Origin of the sequence: Occultella gossypii (assembly GCF_019947135.1) — a bacterium.
Taxonomy (GTDB): domain Bacteria; phylum Actinomycetota; class Actinomycetes; order Actinomycetales; family Beutenbergiaceae; genus Occultella; species Occultella gossypii.
The window spans coordinates 41269-61508 of the sequence record NZ_JAGSHT010000004.1; the positions used below are offsets into that span (position 1 = coordinate 41269).

The 20240-nt window shown below is 68.3% G+C and carries 14 protein-coding genes; 10 read left to right on the top strand and 4 right to left on the bottom strand.

Features of this window, described 5'->3' with window-relative positions:
- Positions 1-128: 128 nt before the first annotated feature.
- The 3 genes from KCQ71_RS04630 to KCQ71_RS04640 all read right to left on the bottom strand — a co-directional run bounded on the left by KCQ71_RS04630 (position 129) and on the right by KCQ71_RS04640 (position 5806).
- Positions 129-2252, bottom strand: coding sequence for an alpha-L-rhamnosidase (locus tag KCQ71_RS04630; RefSeq protein WP_223403343.1), 2124 nt, complete (start codon positions 2250-2252; stop codon positions 129-131).
- A 164-nt stretch (positions 2253-2416) separates the two neighbouring features.
- Positions 2417-3412 (bottom strand): LacI family DNA-binding transcriptional regulator, encoded by a 996-nt coding sequence (locus KCQ71_RS04635; RefSeq protein WP_223403345.1) that lies wholly within the window; start codon positions 3410-3412, stop codon positions 2417-2419.
- A 9-nt stretch (positions 3413-3421) separates the two neighbouring features.
- Positions 3422-5806, bottom strand: a complete 2385-nt coding sequence (locus tag KCQ71_RS04640) for a DUF4838 domain-containing protein (protein WP_223403346.1) — start codon at positions 5804-5806, stop codon at positions 3422-3424.
- 229 nt (positions 5807-6035) lie between these two features.
- On the opposite strand from KCQ71_RS04640, the gene KCQ71_RS04645 reads away from it, so the two are divergent.
- From KCQ71_RS04645 to KCQ71_RS04655, 3 genes are read left to right on the top strand one after another with little or no spacing between them, the layout of a single operon-like run.
- Positions 6036-7442: a rhamnulokinase gene (locus KCQ71_RS04645; protein WP_223403348.1), complete on the top strand. Its 1407-nt coding sequence runs from the start codon at positions 6036-6038 to the stop codon at positions 7440-7442.
- Positions 7439-8617: an L-rhamnose isomerase gene (rhaI, locus tag KCQ71_RS04650; RefSeq protein ID WP_223403350.1), complete on the top strand. Its 1179-nt coding sequence runs from the start codon at positions 7439-7441 to the stop codon at positions 8615-8617. Before KCQ71_RS04645 ends, rhaI begins: the two co-directional genes overlap by 4 nt.
- A complete protein-coding gene (locus KCQ71_RS04655) occupies positions 8611-9372 on the top strand; it encodes a class II aldolase/adducin family protein (RefSeq protein WP_223403352.1) in 762 nt (253 codons plus the stop codon). Before rhaI ends, KCQ71_RS04655 begins: the two co-directional genes overlap by 7 nt.
- Before the next feature lie 180 nt (positions 9373-9552).
- On the opposite strand, the gene KCQ71_RS04660 is transcribed toward KCQ71_RS04655, so the two are convergent.
- The gene (locus KCQ71_RS04660) at positions 9553-10461 is read right to left on the bottom strand and encodes a LysR family transcriptional regulator (RefSeq protein ID WP_223403354.1); all 909 of its coding nucleotides are present in this window, start codon (positions 10459-10461) and stop codon (positions 9553-9555) included.
- Between the two features lie 160 nt (positions 10462-10621).
- Between KCQ71_RS04660 and KCQ71_RS04665 the strand changes: the two genes are divergently transcribed.
- The 7 genes from KCQ71_RS04665 to KCQ71_RS04695 all read left to right on the top strand — a co-directional run bounded on the left by KCQ71_RS04665 (position 10622) and on the right by KCQ71_RS04695 (position 20237).
- Positions 10622-12016 carry an FAD-dependent oxidoreductase gene (locus KCQ71_RS04665; RefSeq protein ID WP_223403356.1) on the top strand — a complete coding sequence of 465 codons (1395 nt, stop codon included), beginning with the start codon at positions 10622-10624 and terminating at the stop codon, positions 12014-12016.
- Positions 12017-12040: 24 nt separating this feature from the next.
- Entirely contained in the window at positions 12041-13324 is a 1284-nt protein-coding gene (locus tag KCQ71_RS04670; protein WP_223403358.1) for an ABC transporter substrate-binding protein, read from the top strand.
- A gap of 36 nt (positions 13325-13360) precedes the next feature.
- A complete protein-coding gene (locus KCQ71_RS04675) occupies positions 13361-14269 on the top strand; it encodes a carbohydrate ABC transporter permease (RefSeq protein WP_223403360.1) in 909 nt (302 codons plus the stop codon).
- Positions 14269-15126 (top strand): carbohydrate ABC transporter permease, encoded by an 858-nt coding sequence (locus tag KCQ71_RS04680; protein ID WP_223403368.1) that lies wholly within the window; start codon positions 14269-14271, stop codon positions 15124-15126. Before KCQ71_RS04675 ends, KCQ71_RS04680 begins: the two co-directional genes overlap by 1 nt.
- Positions 15127-15266: 140 nt before the next feature.
- The gene (locus KCQ71_RS04685; protein WP_223403370.1) at positions 15267-16499 is read left to right on the top strand and encodes an ROK family transcriptional regulator; all 1233 of its coding nucleotides are present in this window, start codon (positions 15267-15269) and stop codon (positions 16497-16499) included.
- On the top strand, positions 16492-18933 hold the full coding sequence (locus KCQ71_RS04690; RefSeq protein WP_223403372.1) for an NPCBM/NEW2 domain-containing protein: 2442 nt from the start codon (positions 16492-16494) through the stop codon (positions 18931-18933). The genes KCQ71_RS04685 and KCQ71_RS04690 overlap by 8 nt, the downstream gene beginning before the upstream one ends.
- Positions 18934-18953: 20 nt before the next feature.
- Entirely contained in the window at positions 18954-20237 is a 1284-nt protein-coding gene (locus KCQ71_RS04695; protein ID WP_223403374.1) for an ABC transporter substrate-binding protein, read from the top strand.
- Positions 20238-20240 lie beyond the last annotated feature (3 nt).

Consider the following 20240-nt stretch of genomic DNA (forward strand, 5'->3'; position numbering starts at 1 on the left):
GACCGGGTGTGCCGAAGATGCGTGACGGGTCGGCCGAGGGGAGCAGGCCGAACAGAGGTGACCTCAACCGCGACGGCGAGGTGCCGCCGTCGGGCATGGGAGACGACGGAGTTTCGTGAGCCGCGAGATCAGCGTGCCACGTGCTCGTGCCCCGCCAAGGTGCATCCGACGGTGTTCACAGGCCCCGCCACGACGATCGAGGTGCCGTCGGGAAGTTCGACGGTGGCACGAGTTCCTCGAGGTGTGTTGACCGTCATGGTGAACCTGGACTCTTCCAGGCTCCAGGCGGCTGAGACTTCACCGACCGGCGTGCGGTGCGACGCTCGGGCCGACGTCACCCCGCGCACCGGCTGCGGCCGGATCACAAGCTCGCGGTAGCCCACCGACCGGGCCGACTGCTGGATACCCACCAGATGGGCGAAGAACCAGTGGTCGACGACGCCGTTCATGAAGTGGTTCTGGCTGAATCCGAACGTGGGCCCGTCCCAGGTCTCGGTGAGCGACGTGGCACCGTGGCGGAGTTGGTAGCCGTAGCCCGGATGGCGATCCTGGACGGTGATGGCGTGGATCAGGTCATGCTGGTCGGCGTCGGCGAGCACGCCGAGCAGTGCCGCCATCGCTACCTCGCCGACGTCGAGGCGGAGGTCGTCGGCGAGGATGCGTTGCGCGAGTTCCTCCCGGGCGGCGGGCACGAGGTGCTTCGGAACCACGCCGTTCTGCAGCGCGACCGCCAACTCGGCGAGGGTGCCGTCCCCGACTCGCCCTTCGGGCGTGACGAAGCGGGCGGCCAGCACGGTCCGGAGGTCGTTCGCCTGGGTGTCCCACCGGGCTCGGTCCGCGTCTTCGCCGAGGGCCGCCGCCGTCAGCGCCAACACCGTGCAGGCACGGGCGAGGGTGGCCGTGGCCACCAGCGGCACGTGTCGTGGCTCGCGGCCGTCCCAGTCGCCCAGGCCGTACTCGATCACGCCGTCGGTGCGGCGGGCGAGGACGTGCTCCACCCAGCGGACCGAGGCCGCGTAGGTGGCGCGCAGGATCCCGTCGTCACCGTAGGCCCGGTAGAGCTGCCAGGGCACGAACACCAGCGCGGCACCGAAGTTGACGTCGCCGCGCCACGGGTCCGGGAACGGGTCCCATTCCGGTACGTAGAGCCCGAGGTGACCTGACTCCGCCTGGGCCTCCCGGGCGATCTGCAGCGTGTTCTCGAGGAGGGCGCCGACGTCGTAGTTCCAGTGGAGCGTGTCAAATGCCAGGTGCAGCTGCTCCAGGTAGCCGAGCTTCTCGCGCTGCGGACAGTCCGTGAACATCGAGTACATGTTGGAGGTCACGGCACGCTTGATGATGCGGTGGGTGGCGTTGAGCCGCTCGTCGGAACACTGGAACTCACCAGCGGGCTCGGCCGCGGCGGCGATCACGATGCCGCGCACGGAATCGGACGCCGGTGCTTGGTCCAGTCCTTCGATCTCCAGATAGCGCAGCCCGTTGTACATGTACTGCGGATGCCAGGTCAGCGGGGACTCGGCCGTGCTGACCCGGTGATAGACGGGCCCCCAGCCCTGGGTTCGCGGATCGATGGAGCCGTCCGGGTTCAGTAGTTCAGCGGGGCGCAGCGTGACGCTCGTGCGGGCCGGCAGGTCGAGTTCGACCCAGCCGGCGAAATTGACGCCGAAGTCGGCCACGTAGACTCCGGGCGCGGGTTCGGTGAGCGCGACGGTGGGCAGGTCCTCGACCCGCTCCAGGGGCGGAATCTGCTTGCGGGTCAGCACCAGCCCGCTCGGCATCCTGGCCCCGACGGCGTTCGGCCAGTCCTCCACTGTGGTCAGGTCGACGAGGTGGCTGGCGTCGAAGTCCTCACCGCCCACCCAGTTCGCGCGTCGCACCGGTCCGAGGGTCGCGTGCCAGGTCAGGTCGGTGGCCAGGCGATGGGTGCCGGTCGCGTCGTGCCACTCCAGGACGGCGCAGGCGCCGAGGTCGCCGAAGTCGGTGTGGATCTTCGTCCAGCGGTCCCCGGCCGGCGTCGAGCGGTAGCAACCGGGGCCGAGGTCGATGCTCAGCACGTTCCGCCCGGCGGTCAGCAGCTCGGTCACGTCATGGGCGACCCATTCGGTGCGGATGCGGTAGTCGGAGTAGCCCGGTTCGAGGAGTGCCGAAGTGACCCTCCTGCCCGCGATGCGTGCGCAGTAGACACCGAGGCCGGCGATGCTCAGTGTGGCGTCGGAGGGCCGGCCCGCCACCTGGAAGGCGCGGGCGAGCACGGGCAGCGGACCATCGGGGTCCTGTTGCCACGCTGCCGACGTGATCCAGACACCGTGCTGATCGGGAGGCTTGCAGTCGGGAATTATCGTCTCCTTCGGTGATGCGGCGACCGTGAGCGGTCCGCGGTCGTCAGGACGGGCAGCCCTGGAACGGTGTGCGGCGGTTACTGGCGGGCGGTCGTGGCTCGGACTACGAGTTCCGGGGCGAACAGCACGGCCTGGTGCTCGTGCTCGGGGTCCCTCATCTCCTCGACCAGGAGGTCGAGGGCGGTGCGCGCCATGTCATGCACGGGCTGGCGCACGGTGGTGAAGGGAACGCTCAGGTAGCGCACCATGTCGATGTCGTCGTACCCGCAGATCGCCACGTCCTGGGGGACGACCGTGCCGCGTTCCTGCAGGGCGAAGGACAGTCCCATGGCGATCAGGTCGTTGCCGCAGAGCACGGCGACGGGGGAGTCCCGGTGCTGGAGCCGCTCCGCCGCCTGCCGACCACTGATGATGTCCTCGTGAGGGACCTCGATCACCTGGACGTCGAGGCGGCGACCCAACGGGCTCTCCTCGAGCGCCGCCCGGAACCCGGCCAGGCGCGCGGCGTGCTGCGTCGTGCGCGCCGGCGTGCCGACGAACGCGAAGCTCCGGTAGCCGTAGTCGAGGAAGTGCTGGCCCGCCAGCCGGCCGCCGGCCGTGTCATCCATGGCCACCGAACAGATGCCGGACTCTCCGGGTGCGTCGAGCACCACGACCTTCGTGCCGATGCGGCGCAGGCGGCCGAGGGCGTCTGCGGGCAGGGCCGAGGGGGTGATCAGGACCCCCGAGGCGCGTTGCTGGATTAGTAGTTCCACGGCCGTCGACTCGCGCACCGGGTCGGCCCCGGTGTTCGTGGTGGAGACGATGTACCGAAGGTTGAGGGCGGCGTCCTCGACGGTGCGGATGATCTCCCCGAAGAACGGGTTCGAGGCGTCGTGGACGACGACGCCGACGAAACGACCGGGTCCGCCCGCGAGGACGCGGGCGGACTCGTTCGGCACGAATCCCAGGTTCTCCATGGCATCGAGGACGCGCTGGCGCGTCGCTGGGGCGACGATGTGCGGCCGGTTCATGACGTTGCTGACCGTCGAGCGGCCGACGGCGGCCAGCCGTGCCACGTCTTCGATGTTCACCACGAAGTGCTACGCCCTGACTGCGAAGATCCGGTCGACGTACAGGTGGGAGATGGCGTCCGAGCCAGGGGGTTGGACCCAGACGACCTCCGCACTGTCGCTCCGGTAGGTCCCGGGCACCTCGATCGTGTGGAAGGCGCCGTCCGAGAAGTCTCCGACGCGCAGATCGATGTAGTTGCCGAACGGCGGGTGGACGCCGATCGACATCGCGCGAGCTGTCGGATCCTCGGACTGGGTGTCGGCACGGACCACAACATAAACCGTCCAGTCGATGTCCGGCGGCAGCAGGCTCAGCTCGAGCTGGATCCCCCAGTCGATCGAACCGCCGGTCATCCGGGCCGAGTATCCGCTCGAGGCGGCCGCGTCCTCGACGACGTCGGCGTTCAAGGGGTAGAGCGTGAAGTCCAACTCCTGATAGTCGACCCAGTCGCTCGCGGGCAGGCCCGCGACCTCGGCGGGTGGGTCCGCCGGGCTGGGAGTGACGCTGACCAACCGGCGAAGCCAATCGACGTCGCCCAACGCGGCGCCGGCGAGGATCTCCCGGAAGGCGGTCATTCCCGAGGCGTCGAGTGCGTCGTTGAACCGGGCGATCCGACGATCGATCTCCAGGTCCCAACGGACGTTGCGTTCCGCCGCGGCGCTGGTGAGCTCGTTGCGGCGCAGGAGGACGACCATGTCGAGGCCCATCCGCAGGATGCGGACGTGCTTGAGCAGGGTTTCGTCACGGCGGACGTTCCGCTCCGCGCGGTCGAGGAGCAGGTCCGCCTGCCGCACCGTCTCGAAGGGCAGGTACGCGGGCGCGACCGACGAGATGTAGCAGGGCAGTTCGGCTCCGGTCGAGGTGACCGAGTTTGCCAGCAGTTCCAGGTACTCATAGACCTGAGTGCCACCGGCGCCGTAGTAGTTGTCGACGAACTCCCTGATGAGCGCATCGGGTTCGAGCTCGGGGTCCCAGAGCAGCCGTGCGAGCACCCAGGCACGCAGTTCCGCTGTCTCGGCGCCGCCGCCGTTGTCCCAGGCCGCCTGACCGAAGTACCCCTGGACCGATCGCTCGGCCAGTTGCTTCAGTGATTCGCACATCGTCCACCAGTTCGGGAACGGCAGCAGGTAGTTCTCGAAGTTCGTGTTGTAGGTCCAGACCACGATCTGGTCGGTGAGCTGGGTCCACCCGTCCAGGTCAGCCGCGGTCTCGGGGTTGCCCTCACCGAACAGGGGATGAGCGAAGTCGGCCCAGATCGGCGCTGCGGTGATGAGCACCCGGTCGCTGACGGCCAGACCGGTCGGTGGGCGGAACGTGAACTGGTACGCAAGGGTGGCCAGCCGGGCCTCCGGGATCACCTGACCGACCTCGTCCGCGACCTCGTTCAGCATGTCGATGATCGGTGCCGACAATGCCCCGCCATGCGCCTCGGCGAACGCGGCGCTGTCCGCGTCCGGCTGCCAGGACCAGTCCATCTGGCTGAACCCGAACGACGGGTCGCGGCCCTCCTCGATCTTCGCATCGATCCGCTGGATCAGCTCGGCGCTGGCCTGATCACGGGTCGCCTGTTCCATCGCCAGGAGCTGACCGCCGTGCCAGAGGCTCTGGTCGGACACGATCTGGTGGAAGTTGTGTGCCTCGTAGGGCCAGTAGTCCGACCAGGTGTCGAGCTCGGGCGGGGAGGGCCGCTCGCGCAGGTGGTGACTGTTGCCGTTCAGCAGGTTGTGGTGCCGGTACGCGGGGTCCGCACCGTCCGCCGCGAACACCTCTCGGAAGCGGAAACCCGGCACCTTGACGGCGTTCAGGTCCGACTGCCGCAGCGTCAGCACCCGCTGGCGTGGAACGACCGTGTACTCGTGGCCGAACCATCGCACGCCGCACAGGCGATCCAGGAACCAGTAGGCGCCGTAGAGCGTGCCCCGGTCGCCGGCGCCGGCGATGACGATGCTGGCGCGGCCGTCAGCGTCCGCGCCGGTGTCGACCGTGCGGAGGCAGAAGCCGTCATCGGAGACGTCCGCCAAGGGCAGGTCCGCGGCAACGGCCACGGGGTTGTGGCGACCGATGACGATCAGTGGCCCGGATTTCGGCGGTTCGGGCGCCACGACGAGCGGGAACGATGCGCCGGTGATCTCACCGAGGTAGTCGACCAGTTCCTGTGCCGCGTGACGCGCGATGGGACCCTCATCGGCTCCGACGTAGACGGCGTAGGCGGTTCTCCCGCCCCTGGCGAGCGCCAGACGTCGGTGGTCACCCGCCGCGGCGTCGGCATGTGCGGACTGCGCCGTGGCCAGGACGCCGACCGTGGCACCGAGCGCGGCGCCGGCGCGAAGGGCGGTGCGCCGGGTCACCGCCGCCCCGCGAGGGACGTCGGTGGTCGACCGGGCGGTGGCCTGGGGTGTGTTGGTGTGTCGCATTGTCCACTCTCCGTTGTGGGGACGTTCCAAGGTTGGGTTGGAGCGATTCAACCCATGAACCGTGGCAGGGTCACCCGAGTCCTGTCAAGCCCCTTCGCTGTGAGACACAGCCGGTGAGGACAGCGCGTCGAGCCGCATAGATTCGCGGCGACTTGAGGTCTTGACGGCGACCGTATCGCGCACCTAGGTTCGCTCGGCAGGGCAATTGGAGCGATTCAAGGAGCCGTAGATGCACGCCATGGCGATCGACCTGGGCGCGACGAGTGGTCGCGTCGCTCGGGTCTACGTCGACGAGTCCGAGTTGACGGTGCTGGACCTGGTCAGGTTCGCCACGCCGACCTCGGACAGTCACGGTGCACGCTGGGATTTCGAGAAACTCATGACGCTCCTGCTCGATGCTGCTCGGCAGGTCGCTGATGGCGGGCCGATCGACAGCGTCGGTATCGACGCCTGGGGTGCCGACTACGGACTGCTGGAGCGGAACGGCTCCCTGATCGAGGCACCGTTTCGCTACCGGGACGCGCGCACCGTGGGCGTGAGCCGACGCTACGACGAGCTGAGGACGCGAACCATTACAGGTGTGATGCCGCATGACTTCAGCACAGCGTGCCAGTTGCTCACCGAGTCGGAACGGACACTCAGCAGGACAGCCATGCTGCTGTCCATCGGCGATCTCGTCGCGTATCGCCTGACCGGCCACGCAGCGACCGACTGCTCGTGGGCGAGCACCACTCAGTTGTTCGACGTCCACTCACTGAGCTGGTCGACCGACCTGCTGGCCGAGGTGGGATTGGGCCGGGACGCGATGCCGGAGGTGCAGCCGTGCGGCACGGTCCGTGGCGAGCTGCTGCCCCAGGTCTGCGACCAGCTCGGTGTGGCTGGCCGGACCCCGCTCGTGACGGTCGCCGGGCATGACACCGCATCGGCCATCGTGGCGACTCCGGCCAGCAGCGACGACTTCATCTATATCTCGTGCGGAACGTGGGCCCTCATCGGGGTCGAGTCGAACGAGCGCGTACTGGCCGACCGCGCGCTCGGCACCGGATTCGTCAACGAACTCGGTGTCGACGGAGTCAGCACGATCCACCGGAACGCAGCCGGGCTGTGGCTGCTGAACGAGTGCCTGGGCCGATGGACGGACACCTCGGGGGACACGTTGCTCGCGGCCGCCGCTGCGCTTCCGGTGGGCCAGTTGGTCTTCGACAGTGAGGATCCCCGCCTGTTCGCACCCGAGGACATGCCGACCCTCATCGCCGAGCTGACCCGGGAGGGGGCCGGCCGCGTCCCGGCGAACCGTGCCGAAATGGTGCGAGCCATCATCGACAGCCTGGTCCTGGCGTTCGTGCGAGCGATCGAGGACCTCGAGGCGATGCTCGGCCGGCGGGGTGCGGTCATCCATCTCGTGGGCGGAGGTGCTGCCCTGCCGATCCTCGGACAGGCCCTGGCAGCTGCCGCCGGGCGGACCGTTCTCGCCGGACCGGTAGAGGCATCCCTGCTCGGAAACGCCCTGCTCCAGGCGCGTGCCCTGGGCAGCGTCCCGGACACCGCAGCCTGCCGGGCACTCGTCAGCCGCACCCAGACCGCTCACCGATACGAACCCGAACCACAGCCGAACCCACGAGAGGACACCCCATGACCCGGGACCAACAGGAAGTCGTCGACAGAATCGTCAAGCTGTCCATCGAGACGCAGTCGTGGGGGTACGTCAGCACCGGGACCCGCTTCAAGGTCTTCGACACGCCCGGAACGGCGCGAGACGTCTGGGAGAAGATCGATGACGCCGCCGAGGTCCACCAACTGACCGGTGTCACACCGACCGTCGCCCTCCACATCCCCTGGGATGCCGTGGACGACTACGCCGCGCTCGCCACGTACGCCCAACAGCGCGGTGTGCGAATCGGCTCGATCAGTCCGAACCTGTTCCAGGAGGACAACTACCGACTCGGCTCCCTCACCCATGTTGACGCGTCCGTGCGCGCCCAGGCGATCGCCCATGTTGCCGAGTGCATCGCGGTCGCGCAGTCCACGGGATCGCGCCAGATCTCACTCTGGTTGGCCGACGGCACCAACTATCCGGGGCAAGGGGACTTCCGGCGCCGACGCCGGTGGCTCGAGCAAGGGCTGGCCGAGATCTACGGTCAGCTGCCGAGCGACATGTCCCTGCTGCTCGAGTACAAGTTCTTCGAACCGGCCTTCTACCACACCGACATCGCCGACTGGGGCCAGTCGCTCCTCCTCTGCGAATCGCTCGGCCCTCGTGCCCGCGTTCTGGTGGACATCGGGCATCATCCCCTGGGAACCAACATCGAACACATCGTCGCGACCCTGCTCGGCCGCGGGCGGCTCGGCGGCTTCGACCTGAACAGCAAGAAGTACGGTGACGATGACCTGTTCGTCGGTGCGGTCAACCCCCACGAACTCTTCCTGATCTGCCTGGAGCTGATCAAGGCCGAGGACGACACGGACCCCATGGTCACGGGTGCGGCTCACGAGATCCTCTACAAGATCGACCAGTGCGCGATGGTCGAGGACAAGATGTCAGCCATGCTGCGCAGCATCGATGCGGTCCAGCTGGCGTTCGCGAAGGCACTCCTGGTCGATCTCGACGAGCTGGAACGCGCCCAGGACGACGGCGATGTGGTCGGATGCAACCAGATCCTCGACGACGCCTACCAGACCGATGGCCGGCCGCTCGTCCGCCAGGCGCGTCAGCGGCTCGGCGTGCTGGACAGCCCACTGGACGCCTACCGTGGGTCCGACTCGGCACGCACCCGGGAACGCGAGCGTGTGGGTCGTGCGGCGGGATGGTGAACCGCCCCACCGTCGCCGACGCCGAGGAACTGCGGCTGGCGGCCGAGACGGCCAGGACGGCCGCCGATCCGGGCAATGAACTCGTGGTTGCGGCCGAAGGCAACATCTCGGTCCAGACGCCGGGCGATCGGCTCCACGTCACGGCCAGTGGCACCCGGCTCGGCCGTCTCCAGCCATCCGACTTCGTCGAGATGAGCCGCAGCCGCCTGCTCGCCGGTATCGAGGAGTGCTCGAGCGACGCCGCGTGGAAGAACGTGCTGACCGGCGGAGCGGACGCCGGCGCCGCACGTCCGTCCGTGGAGGCCGGCCTGCATGCGGTCCTCGGCGAGCAACTCGGTGCCGGAGTCATCCTGCACACCCATCCGACGCCCGTGCTCGCCCTGATGGCGGCGGGGCGTGGCGCGGAGTTGGCCCGGGAGCGGATGATTCCCGATCACGTCGTGATGTGCGGGACGAGCTCCGTTCTCCTCGACTACCACGACCCTGGCCTGGAGCTCGCGAAGCAGGCCCTGGGCGTGGTGCGGGCCGGGACCGGGCGTTCGAACGTCTGGCTCCTGGCGGGGCACGGGATGGTCGCGCATGCCCGAACGGCGGAGGCCGCGCTGGACGTCACGCTGATGGTCGTGAAGATGGCACGGCTGCTGCTGGCGGCCGGGCCCAACGCGGCGGCACTCCCGAGGTCCGAGGTCCGGCGGATCGCGACCAGGGAGGATGAGAGATACCGGCGTGCACTGCTTCGACTGGACGCGGGGTGATCTGGGCCGCGTGGCTCGGCTAGGCGACGGCAGACTCAGCGCGTCGGTGTCAGCGCGCACCTCGTCCACACCCGGCCGGTCGGCCACCGGGTGTAGGCACCAGGCACCTGTCCCCGACGTGACTGGCCTCGGGGCCATCGACCCGCGAGACCCTCCGCCGGCGGATTGGCATAGCGCCAGTCAAGCCGGTCGCGGCGCCAGCGGGCTGTCCCGGAGCGAGCGCGCGAGCTGCACGAAGTTCATGGCGGCCGCGTTGGTTGTCGCTCGCCTCCATGCGAGCGCCAGGGGGAGCTCGAGCGTCGAGTCGGCGACGGGTCGGAAGACTACGCCCTGCATCGTGAAGTGCCTGGCCGAGTGCGGCACCAGTGCCACGCCGAGGCCGGCCGAGACCAACGAGATCACGGAGTGTGTCTCGAACACGGTCTGCACAGTCGTCGGCACGAAGCCGGCGCGGACGCACGCGCCGAGCACAGCCACCTGAGTCACCGATCCTTGGCCCCCGTAGGTGACGAACCTCTCCGAGCGGAGCCGCTCGAGGTGTATGGGTTCCTCGGATCCTGCCAGGGCGTGGTCTCCAGGCAGCGCCAGAATGAGCGGTTCCGAGGAGATCTCCAGAGAATCCACGCCGTCGGCCTCGAACGGCGGCCGAAGCAGACCGAGATCGAGCTGGTTGTCCAGCAATGCCTCGACCTGCTCGCCGGTGAACATCTCCGTGTGGATCTGGAGCTCCACGCCGGGGAATTCCTGGCGGTAGGCCTTCACCAGGAACGGTAACCATGAGTAGGTCGTCGAGCCCGCGAAGCCCACTGAGACATGCCCCGAACTGCCTTCGTGGACCGAGCGGACCACTTGGGCGGCACGCGTCAGTTCATCGAAGATGACCCCCGTGCGGTCGTACAACGCTGCGCCCGCTTGCGTGAGGGCCACTCGACGGGTCGTGCGGGTGAACAACTCGGCGCCGAGTTCCTGCTCAAGGCGTTTGATCTCGCGACTGACATGGGGCTGCGCGGTACTGAGAGCCTCGGCGGCACGGCTGAAGTGCAGATGGTCGGCGACCGCGCGGAAGTACTGCAACTGCTGCAACTCCATACGACCAGACGATACATACCCGCTTGGTATCAATGTGGACCATATGAGTCTTGGACCTCATAGATGATCGGCACCTAGCCTGGCTGGACCGGGCCAGCGAGCGCTCGGCGACACCCGCCGAATCAGGCGACGGAGTCCGAACCCGATCGATGGAGATGGGATGCTGGAGCGAGATTTCGACATTGTGGTCCTTGGCGCGGGGGCCTCGGGTGTGCCGGCGGCGATCGCCGCAGCGGAGTTGGGACAACGGGTCGTGCTCGTGGACCGGGGCCCATTGCCCGGCGGTGAGCTGATCGGCGGCCTGCCTATCCTCGGTGCGGCGAACAGCCGGGGCGAGGTCACGGTGGCGGGCATCTTCAGTCGACTGATCGAACGGCTCAGAGATCTGGACGGTTACGTGGGCATGCCGTTCGACTGGCGCACCATGTGGGGAGCCTGCTTTGACCCCGAACTGATGAAGCTCGTCGTCGTCGACGAACTGCGCCGGGCAGGTGTCGAGCTCCGGCTCGCCACACAGGCGATCGACATCTCACGCTCCGGGGATGGTCGGGTCCGAGGGTTGACTGTGCACGATGGCAGGGACTACGTCGATCTCCGTGCTGATCAGTTCATCGACGCCAGTGGTGATGGATGGTTGGCGGAGCGTGCTGGCGCTCCGATGGAGGAACCGCCTGCCGACGCCGTACGCCAGCCGGTCAGCCTCACCTTCCGGATGTGCGCCGTCGACTACCGTGCGCTGGTGGATTACGTCGGTGCGCACCCGGCGGACGTCATCGTCGCCGAGAATCCGATCATCGCCGAGTCCGAGGCCGAAGCGGCCGGGAAGATCGCAGAGTCCGGGCTTCCGTTCGTCGCCGTCGGATCGCACCGTGAGGGCAACAAACTCGCGACAGCGATCGCGCAGGACCGCATGTTCCCCACCACTGCCTTCTACACCTGGCCCACCTCACTGGCCAGGTCGGAGGTTGGCCTCAACGTCACACGGATCGCCGACATCGACGGAACCCGGATGGAGGAGGTCTCCCGCGTGTTGCCGACCCTGACGGATCAGGTCCGTCAGGCGAGCACGTTCCTGCAGAAGGAGATCCCGGGTTACGAGCGCGCATCAATCTCGGCTCTTGCCGCCCGCGTCGGCGTGCGTGAGACGAAGCGGATCGCGGGCGAAGGGCGATTGGAGACCGAAGACGTGCTCGGGGCTCGCAAACTCGAGGACGGGGTCGCCCGCGGCGCCCATCACGTTGACATCCACGGCGCTGGCACCTACCAGCTCCGCCGCTATATCGAGGGCGGCGGGTCCTACGACATCCCCTATGCCGCGATGGTGCCGCAGGGGGTGCCAAATGTCATTGTGGCCGGCCGCTGCCTGTCGTCCTCACGGGAGGCGAATGGATCGGCTCGCGTCATGGGGCCGTGCATCGCGATGGGCGAAGCCGCCGGGGTGGCTGCGGCCACTGCCCGCACCGAAGGAGTTGATCGCTTCATCGACATCGACCCCGCCGCAATCCGGGCCGGCCTCGCCGCGAGAGGTGCCTTGGTCTCTCCTGACATCATCTGACCGAAATAGGAAACGGAGTCCGACATGAGGCAACGACGCTTCATAGCCATGATGGCAGCCGCGGCACTGACCATGCTCTCGGCATGCTCGCTCGACGGTGGCAGCGACGATCCCGGGAGCGTGGAGCAGGACGCCGACGCACCGCTGACGCTGCTGACCCACCCGACGATCTACGGTGCCCTCGGTGGTGATGAGTTCATCGCCGAGTTCGAAGAGGCGACGGGGATCTCGGTGGATGTCACGACCGCCGATATCGGTCCGCACCTAGACAAGCTGATCGCCGACTACCAGGCCGGAAGCGGCACCTACGACCTGGTGGCGCTACAGAACATCGACTACATGCCCCGGGTCACGGATGGCCTGCTGCCGCTCGATGACTTCATCTCCGGTGCACCGCAGGTGTGGGACTGGGACGACTTCCTTGCCAGCACGCGTGAGTTCGCCGCGGTGGACGGTACGCAGTACGGGGTGCCGGTACGCCTCGGAACCCAAGTTCTCTACTACCGAACTGACCTCCTCAGTGCGGCCGGCATCGAACCGCCAGCGACGTTCGAGGAGTACGTCTCGGCCGCCACCGCACTCGACACCGCCGAAGTGAACGGCGCCGTCCAACGAGGCGTCCCGCGTGAGTTGGCCAACGACTGGCTTGGGTTCCTCTACTCGGCCGGAGGCACGATCTTGGACGATGAGGGCCAATGTGCATTGGACGGCGATGCGGGGCTTGCCGCAACGGACATGCTCGTCGCCCTGGTGGAGAACGAGGCACTGCCGACCGACTTCCTCGCTTGGGGACGCGACGACTACATCAGCAGCATGCAGCAGGGCAACGCCGCCATGGGCGTCTACTTCTCGCCGTACTGGGGTCTGATGGCGAACCCCGAGGAATCCACCGTTGCCGACTCCCTCGGATACGCTCTCGCCCCCGTTGTCGAAGGCGTGGCGCCGGGCACCAGCCGGGCCCAGACCTGGAACCTGTCGATCACGGAGGCCTCCACCAACCAAGAGGGGGCATGGGAGTTCATCCAAAGGGTGACGAGCGTGGAGAACAGCCTGCGCTCCGCCACCGAGTTCTCCAACGGACCGGTCCGGACTTCGACCTACACGGAACCGAGCTACGTCGAGTCGAACCCGGTTGCCGGACTGTGGCTCGAGTCAGGTGAGGTGGCGCAGGTGGACCCACCGATCGGGGAACTCCCAGAGATCATCGACATCATCGCCACTCAGGTGACCTCGGCGCTCGACGGTTCGGCCACCTCCGTGGATGCGCTCACGGCCGCCTGCCAACAGGTCGACCGTGTCCTCGGCTGACCCCGTCGGAAACTCCACCGCCGGGGAGATGTGCTGATGATGACGGTAGAGGCACCGGCACCGGACCGCCTCCACGAGCCGCCGACGCAGCGCCGGCGCATGCGCCGGATCCCGCCCTGGTTGCTGCCGCTCCTCCCTGTCCTGCTCCTCATCGCCGGCCTGCTCATCTGGCCGATGGTGCAGGCCCTCGTGGAGTCCGTCAGTGTCGACGGGCAATGGTCGACGTCCGCGTACGAGCAGGTCCTCGGCGACGCGGTGTTCCAGCAGGCCCTGCGGTACACGCTGGTGTTCACGGCGGCGACGATCGCGCTCGAACTCCTTCTCGGATTCGGCGCCGCGTCCCTGCTCGACGGGATGCGCGCGCGGACCCGCAAGCTCCTCACCGCGGCCCTCATGTTGCCCTACCTGATCGCCCCCGTGGCGGCGGGGCTGATCTGGAGGCTCATGCTCGACTACTCGATCGGGACCATCAATTGGGGCCTCGGGCTTGTGGGGATCGAGGCTGTGAACTGGCTGGGGTCGGCAAGCCCGGCGTTCTGGGCGACGGTCCTGTCGGAGGTCTGGCGTTCGACGCCGTTCGTCCTGATCATCCTCCTGGCAGGGATGGCGGCGATGCCCACCGATGTCCTCGAGGCGGCGCGCGTGGACGGCGCTTCCCGCGCCCAGGTATTCGCCTTCATCAAGTTGCCGCTGCTCCGGCCGGCCATCGCCGTGGCACTGCTGTTCCAGACGATCTTCAAGCTGCGTCTGTTCGAGCTCCCCTTCATCCTCACCGGTGGAGGACCGGGCAACAGCACCACCCCGTTGGGCCTCCTGGTTCACCAGTACTACTTCCGTTACGCGAACACGGCGACAGCGTCCGTCGTCTCCGTGGTGCTGCTCGTGCTCGGTGCCGTGATCGCGTTCGCCTACATCCGATGGGTCTACCGGGAGGTGGATGCCTGATGGCCGCTCCCGTGTCCGTGCAGGGCAGAAACCTGCCGAGCTGGACCCGCGGCGCTCCGCGGGCCGCCGCGGTCGTCGCGCTCCTGGCATGGAGCCTCTTCCCGATCCTGTGGATCGTTCTGACGTCGTTGAAGACCAGGCTCGAGATATTGGCGGACGAACCCGTCTTCTGGTTCACACCGACGCTCGACGCGTACCGGCGGACGCTCTTCTCACCGGGCGCCGGCGTGCTCAGCGACCTCCTGAACAGCGTTGGGATCACGATGGCCAGCACGGTCGCGACCATCCTGGTCGCTGGCCTGGCAGCGTACTCGCTGGCGCGATTCGCGTTCCGGGGGAAGGGGCCGGTCCTCACGTTCATCCTCGCCTCACGGCTGCTTCCGCCCATCAGTGCCGTGATTCCCCTCTTCCTGCTCTTCAGCACATTCGGGCTGATCGACACCCACGCGGCGCTGATCCTCGTGTACACGGCGCTGAACGCACCGTTCGCGGCTTGGCTGCTCAAGTCGTTCTTCGAGGGTGTGCCCAAGGAGCTGGAGGAGGCGGCCGAACTCGACGGATGTTCAGCCCTCGGCGCCTTCTTCCGGGTCACGATGCGCCTGGCTGCCCCCGGCATCGTGGCAACCGGGATCATCACCGGGAACATGGCGTGGAACGAGTTCCTGTTCGCGTTCATGTTCACGTCCGTGGACGCGACGACCCTTCCACTCGCCCTTGCCGAGTTGAAGGGCGGCGAACAGATTGCCTGGCAGGACCTCGGTGCGCGAGCCACGCTCCTGATGCTCCCCGCTCTCACCGTCGGGCTGTGGTCACAGAAGTACCTGGTGAGCGGGCTGACGGCGGGATCGTTGAAATGAGGCGATGCCGGCAGGTTGCCCATGCCGCTCCCCGGCGACGGGGCATTGCTTCGGCTGGACGCAGGTGACCCGGGACGAGCTGATCGGCCAACCTGAGAAAGATACTTGACACAGGTAATTAAGTGCGTCATGGTCTTCTCGTGCCTCTACAACGACGTGGTCCGATCGAGGGAACACCCGCCGAAGCCGCGGTGCTCACCACAGTCTTCGCCGAGCAGCCGATCGCCCGAACGGACATCGCCCGCCGCATCGGCCTCTCCTCGGCGGCGGTCACCCGCGCGACGCAGCCGCTCCTGGACGCCGGGTGCCTCGAGTACGCCGACGCCGGGGCGGGCGACGCTGCGCAGGACCCGACCACGAGCAGGATGGGCCGCCCGCGCAGACCGGTGCGGATCGCAGTCGACTACACCGGCACGTTCGGCCTGAAGCTGACCCATGAGGAGGTCGTCGGGGTCCTCGTCGACTTCGGCGGGAGGATCAGAGGCGTTGAGCAGCGGCCGCTGGCCGGCACGGATGTGGACGCCGCGATCGAGACCGTGGTCGAGATCATCGGGGCCCTGGATCGCCGGGCGCGCAAGCTCGGCTTCACGCATCCCGCCGATCACGTCGGCCTCAGCGTGTCCGGCGACGTCGACCACGCCACGGGCCGGGTCCGGTACTCACCATTCCTGGACTGGCGCGAGGTGGACCTCGGTGCCCGCGTCTCGAAGGCGACCGGCAAGCACGTCGTCGTCGAGAACGACGTCAAGGCGTTGGCGACCGCGGAGCAGTGGTTCGGATACGCACGCGGCCTGGACGACTTCGCGCTGGTGACCATCGGCACCGGCATCGGTTCCGCGCTGGTGGTGGACGGCGCTCTGATCCGCGGCGCGCACTCGGTGGCGGGTGAGATCGGGCATCTGCCGGTCGGTGACCCAGCCGTTCTCTGCCGATGCGGCGGGCACGGTTGCGTCGAGGCGGAGGCGTCCACGGAGACGCTGATCCGGCGGTGCCGTGAAGCCGCGGGCGACCCGGACCTGACGCTGGCCGAAGCCGTCGAGCGGGCTCGCTCCGGTGATACGGCGATCGAGCAGGTCTTCGTGCGGGCCGGTCACCTGATCGGGTTGGCCATCGCGTCGCTGGCCAACATCATCGGCCCGGCGCAGGTGATCGTCTCGGGTGAGGGCCTGACGTCCTACGACTTCATCGAGTCCGCGATCCGGGCGGCGTTCGTTGAGCAGACCTTCGGGGCGGCACAACAGACCCAGCTCCACCTGCAGCCACTGCCGCTGGATGAGTGGGCGCGCGGAGCCGCGGCGGTCGCCATCGAGGAACTGGCCTTTCCCAGCCGGCTGGCCGCCGGCCGTCGAGTCTTCGGAGGTTCCCATGCCTGAGTCCACCTGGAGCGCGAGCCTCGACGAATGCGGGATCGAGGCGAGCCTGCGCGACGGCGGCATCCACGTCGCCCTGTGGCGCGGTGCCCTTCGGCTCGAGTCGGCGACGGCGCTGCGGCTGCCGACGGCCGGCGGCACCGACCTGCTGGCCGGGCTGCGGCCGGCGTCGGCGGTCGAACGTGAGGTGACCGAGTCCTACGAGCTCGCCGTCGGCAAGCGCACCGGGCGCCACGACGTCCGGCACGCCGAACACCAGGTCACGTTCGCCCGCGAGGGTGGCGCGCAGGTCACGCTGGTGCTGCGAGCAGCGGCCGACGGCGTCGCGTTCCGTCTCATCCTGGACGGTTTCGCCGGTGAGGTGGTCCAGGGGTCCGACCTCGCCCTCGGCCTCCCGGCCGACGCCCCGTTGTGGCCACTGAGGTACACCCCCTGGTACGAGGAACCGAGGTTCGAGTCGACGACGGCGGACCTGCCCGACGGTTCTTGGGGTCTGCCGCTGCTGGCGCAGGCCGTGCCCGGTGACGACGCCGGGTACGTGCTGATCGCGGAGTCCGACATCGACGGCGGTTACGGCGGCTCGCTCCTGACCCACGAGGCCGGCGCCTTCTCGTTCACCCTGGCGGACCCGGTGCAGCTGGGGGAGGGGAACACCGCCATCCCGTGGCGGGTCTTCCACCTAGGCAGCCTCGCCACCATCGTGGCCTCCCACCTGGTCGACGACCTGGCGCGGCCCGCCGTGGCGCCGATCCCGGCGTGGGTCCGCCCGGGCCGGGCCGCGTGGTCCTGGTGGTCCGACTTCTACTCCGGCGCCCAGCTGAGCGCGCAGCTGCGCCTGGTCGACTACGCCGCCGAGCACGGCTGGGAGCACCTCCTGGTCGACTGCGGCTGGGACCGCACCTGGATGCCCGAACTCGTCGCCGCCGCCGGTGCCCGCGGGATCGGGGTCTTCGTCTGGGTCAGCTGGGACTGGCTCGACATCCACACCGACCTCGCGGAGTGGGCGTCCTGGGGCGTCGCCGGCGTCAAGGTCGACTTCATGGAGTCGGAATCGCAGGAGCGGTACCGCTGGTACGACGAGGTGATCGCCGAAGCCGCCCGGGTCGGCCTGATGCTGAACTTCCACGGCTCCGTCATCCCGCGAGGGTGGGCCCGGACCCACCCGCACGTGGTGACCTACGAGGCCGTCCGGGGCGCCGAGTACTACGTCTTCTACGGGGACCCGCTGCCGCCGGCGCACAACACGATCGTCCCGTTCACGCGCAACGTGATCGGCTCGGCGGACTACACGCCGGTGACCTTCTCCACGCCCGCTCGGGTGACCTCGGACGCGCACGAACTGGCCCTGGCGATCGTGATCGAGTCCGGAATCACCCACTTCGCGGACGAGATCGGGGAGTACCTCGCCCGCCCGATCGCACAGGAGGTCCTGGATGCCGTCCCGGCCACCTGGGACGAGACCCGGCTCATCGGAGGCCGACCGGGTGACTGGGTGGCGATCGCCCGACGCACGGGCGACGACTGGTTCGTCGGCGTCATCGGCGCCGGGCAGCCGCGCACGGTGGACCTCGACCTCACCGGACTCGGCGACCAACCGTTCCACCTGGTCACCGACGACGGCGACACCGGCCTGCGGAAGGCGCCCCAGCAACTCAAAGCCGGGCACCTACGGCTCGACCTTCGCGATAACGGAGGTGCCGTGCTCTTCCCAACGAACCTCCGCCGTCGGGCATTGAACCTGGATACGGCCGCGACCGTGGAACGTGACCTCATCGCGGCACACCCGGGCGACGTCGTCGAGATTGCCGCCACCGGCCCCAGCGACACCGAACTCGTGCCGCCCCCGGGCTGGCCGGAACCGCGCTCGACGGGCCGTCAACGATGGGCCGTCACGGTGCCGCAGGACGTGGGCCCGGCTTACGTCGCCGTGCTGACCCTCAGGGACTCCGATCGGTCCCGCAGGCCGCTCGCGCACGTGCGCATCGTGACCCATCCCGGCCACGGCACCACCGACCTGGTGCCGTGCCGCCCGATCACGGCCGCGAACGGATACGGCCCCGTGGAGCGGGACATGTCCAACGGTCCCGGGAACCCGAACGACGGCGCCCCGATGTCCGTGGCAGGCACCACCTACGAACGCGGCCTCGGGGTCTGCTCACCGGCCGAGGTCACGTACGCCATCGGCGGACTCGCCTCCGAGTTCACCTGCCTGGTCGGCATCGACGACGAGACGCCCGGGCAGGTGGCGACGGTAGAGGTCCGTGGCGACGACGTCGTCCTGGCGCGGCTCGAGCTGCGCTCCGGAGAGCCGGCACACGAAGTGCGCGTCGCCGTCGAGGGGCGCGTACGGCTCTCCCTGCTCGTCGATGACCCGAGCGGTGCAGCGCCGGACGCGAGGCCGCACATCGACTGGATCAGCCCCCAACTACACAGATGAACCCAGCGGAAGGAAGCACGATGAAGTGGAAGACAGTAACCCTGAGCGGGGCCCTGGCCGTCGGCCTGCTCGCGGGCTGTACGAATCCCGCCACCGAGGGCGACGACGGCGGTTCGAGTGACGGCGAACAGATCGAACTCGACTTCGCCATCTTCTCCCCGGACCAGGAACCGGCCATCCAGGCCGTGGTCGACGCGTTCGAGGACGAGAACCCGAACATCGCCGTCAACCTCCAGGTGATCCCGTGGGTCGACTACTGGAACACCCTGCTGACGACGTCGGCGGGCGGCACCGGGCCGGACGTCGCGTGGATGCTCGGCGCCCGCCTCGGTCCCTACCTCGAGGGCGGGGCACTCCTGCCGCTCGATGACACGATCGCCGATGCCGGCATCGACGTGTCCGGCTACCCGGAGGCACTGGTCGCGCTCTACCAGCGGGACGACGTCACCTACGCGTTGCCCAAGGACTTCGACACCATCGGGCTCTGGTACAACAAGGCACTCTTCGACGCGGCCGGGGTGGCGTACCCGAACCCCGACTGGACCTGGGACGACGTCATCACGAACGCCCAGGCCCTCACGGACCCGGCCGCCGACGTCTTCGGCATCGGGGCACCCCTGGACCCGCAGGCGACGTACTACAACACCATCTACCAGGCCGGCGGTGAGGTGATCTCCGCCGACGGCACCACCTCCGGGTACGACGACCCGGCGTCGATCGAGGGCATCGCCTACTGGACCGACATGATCAACACCTATGGCGTGTCACCCGACCTGCAGTCCTTCGCCGACACGGAGTCGGTCGCGCAGTTCATGTCCGGGCGCCTCGCGATGCTGTACACGGGTTCCTTCTACGCGGTCCGGTTCGCGGCCGACGAGTACGCGTCCGCGAACTTCGACGTCACCGAACTGCCCGCCGGCCCGGTCTCCGACGTGACCGTCATCAACGGACTGGGCAACGTGGCGTTCGCGGGCTCGGAGCACCCGGAGGAGGCGGCCAGGCTCGCGGTCTTCCTCTCCTCACCCGAGGCGTCACAGATCCAGAGTGACAGCGGAGCGGTCATCGGCTCCTATCAGGACACGCAGCAGGCCTGGGTGGACGCGTTCCCGCAGTTCAACGTCCAGGTGTTCCTCGACATGGTCGACTCGTCCGTGGTGTTCCCGGTATCGGACAACACCGAGGCCTGGGCCAGCCGCGAGTCGGAACTCCTGACTCCGGCCTGGACCGGTGAGCAGCCCGTCGAGGAGGCCGCCGGGAACCTCGCAGACGCGATGAACGAGGCCCTCGCCGCGGAGCAGGGCTAGCAC

Coding starts and splice junctions, on each gene's coding strand:
- KCQ71_RS04640 (WP_223403346.1), bottom strand. CDS start 5,806: ATGCGACACACCAACACACCCCAGGCCACCGCCCGGTCGACCACCGAC.
- KCQ71_RS04645 (WP_223403348.1), top strand. CDS start 6,036: ATGCACGCCATGGCGATCGACCTGGGCGCGACGAGTGGTCGCGTCGCT.
- rhaI (WP_223403350.1), top strand. CDS start 7,439: ATGACCCGGGACCAACAGGAAGTCGTCGACAGAATCGTCAAGCTGTCC.
- KCQ71_RS04655 (WP_223403352.1), top strand. CDS start 8,611: ATGGTGAACCGCCCCACCGTCGCCGACGCCGAGGAACTGCGGCTGGCG.
- KCQ71_RS04660 (WP_223403354.1), bottom strand. CDS start 10,461: ATGGAGTTGCAGCAGTTGCAGTACTTCCGCGCGGTCGCCGACCATCTG.
- KCQ71_RS04665 (WP_223403356.1), top strand. CDS start 10,622: ATGCTGGAGCGAGATTTCGACATTGTGGTCCTTGGCGCGGGGGCCTCG.
- KCQ71_RS04670 (WP_223403358.1), top strand. CDS start 12,041: ATGAGGCAACGACGCTTCATAGCCATGATGGCAGCCGCGGCACTGACC.
- KCQ71_RS04675 (WP_223403360.1), top strand. CDS start 13,361: ATGATGACGGTAGAGGCACCGGCACCGGACCGCCTCCACGAGCCGCCG.
- KCQ71_RS04680 (WP_223403368.1), top strand. CDS start 14,269: ATGGCCGCTCCCGTGTCCGTGCAGGGCAGAAACCTGCCGAGCTGGACC.
- KCQ71_RS04690 (WP_223403372.1), top strand. CDS start 16,492: ATGCCTGAGTCCACCTGGAGCGCGAGCCTCGACGAATGCGGGATCGAG.
- KCQ71_RS04695 (WP_223403374.1), top strand. CDS start 18,954: ATGAAGTGGAAGACAGTAACCCTGAGCGGGGCCCTGGCCGTCGGCCTG.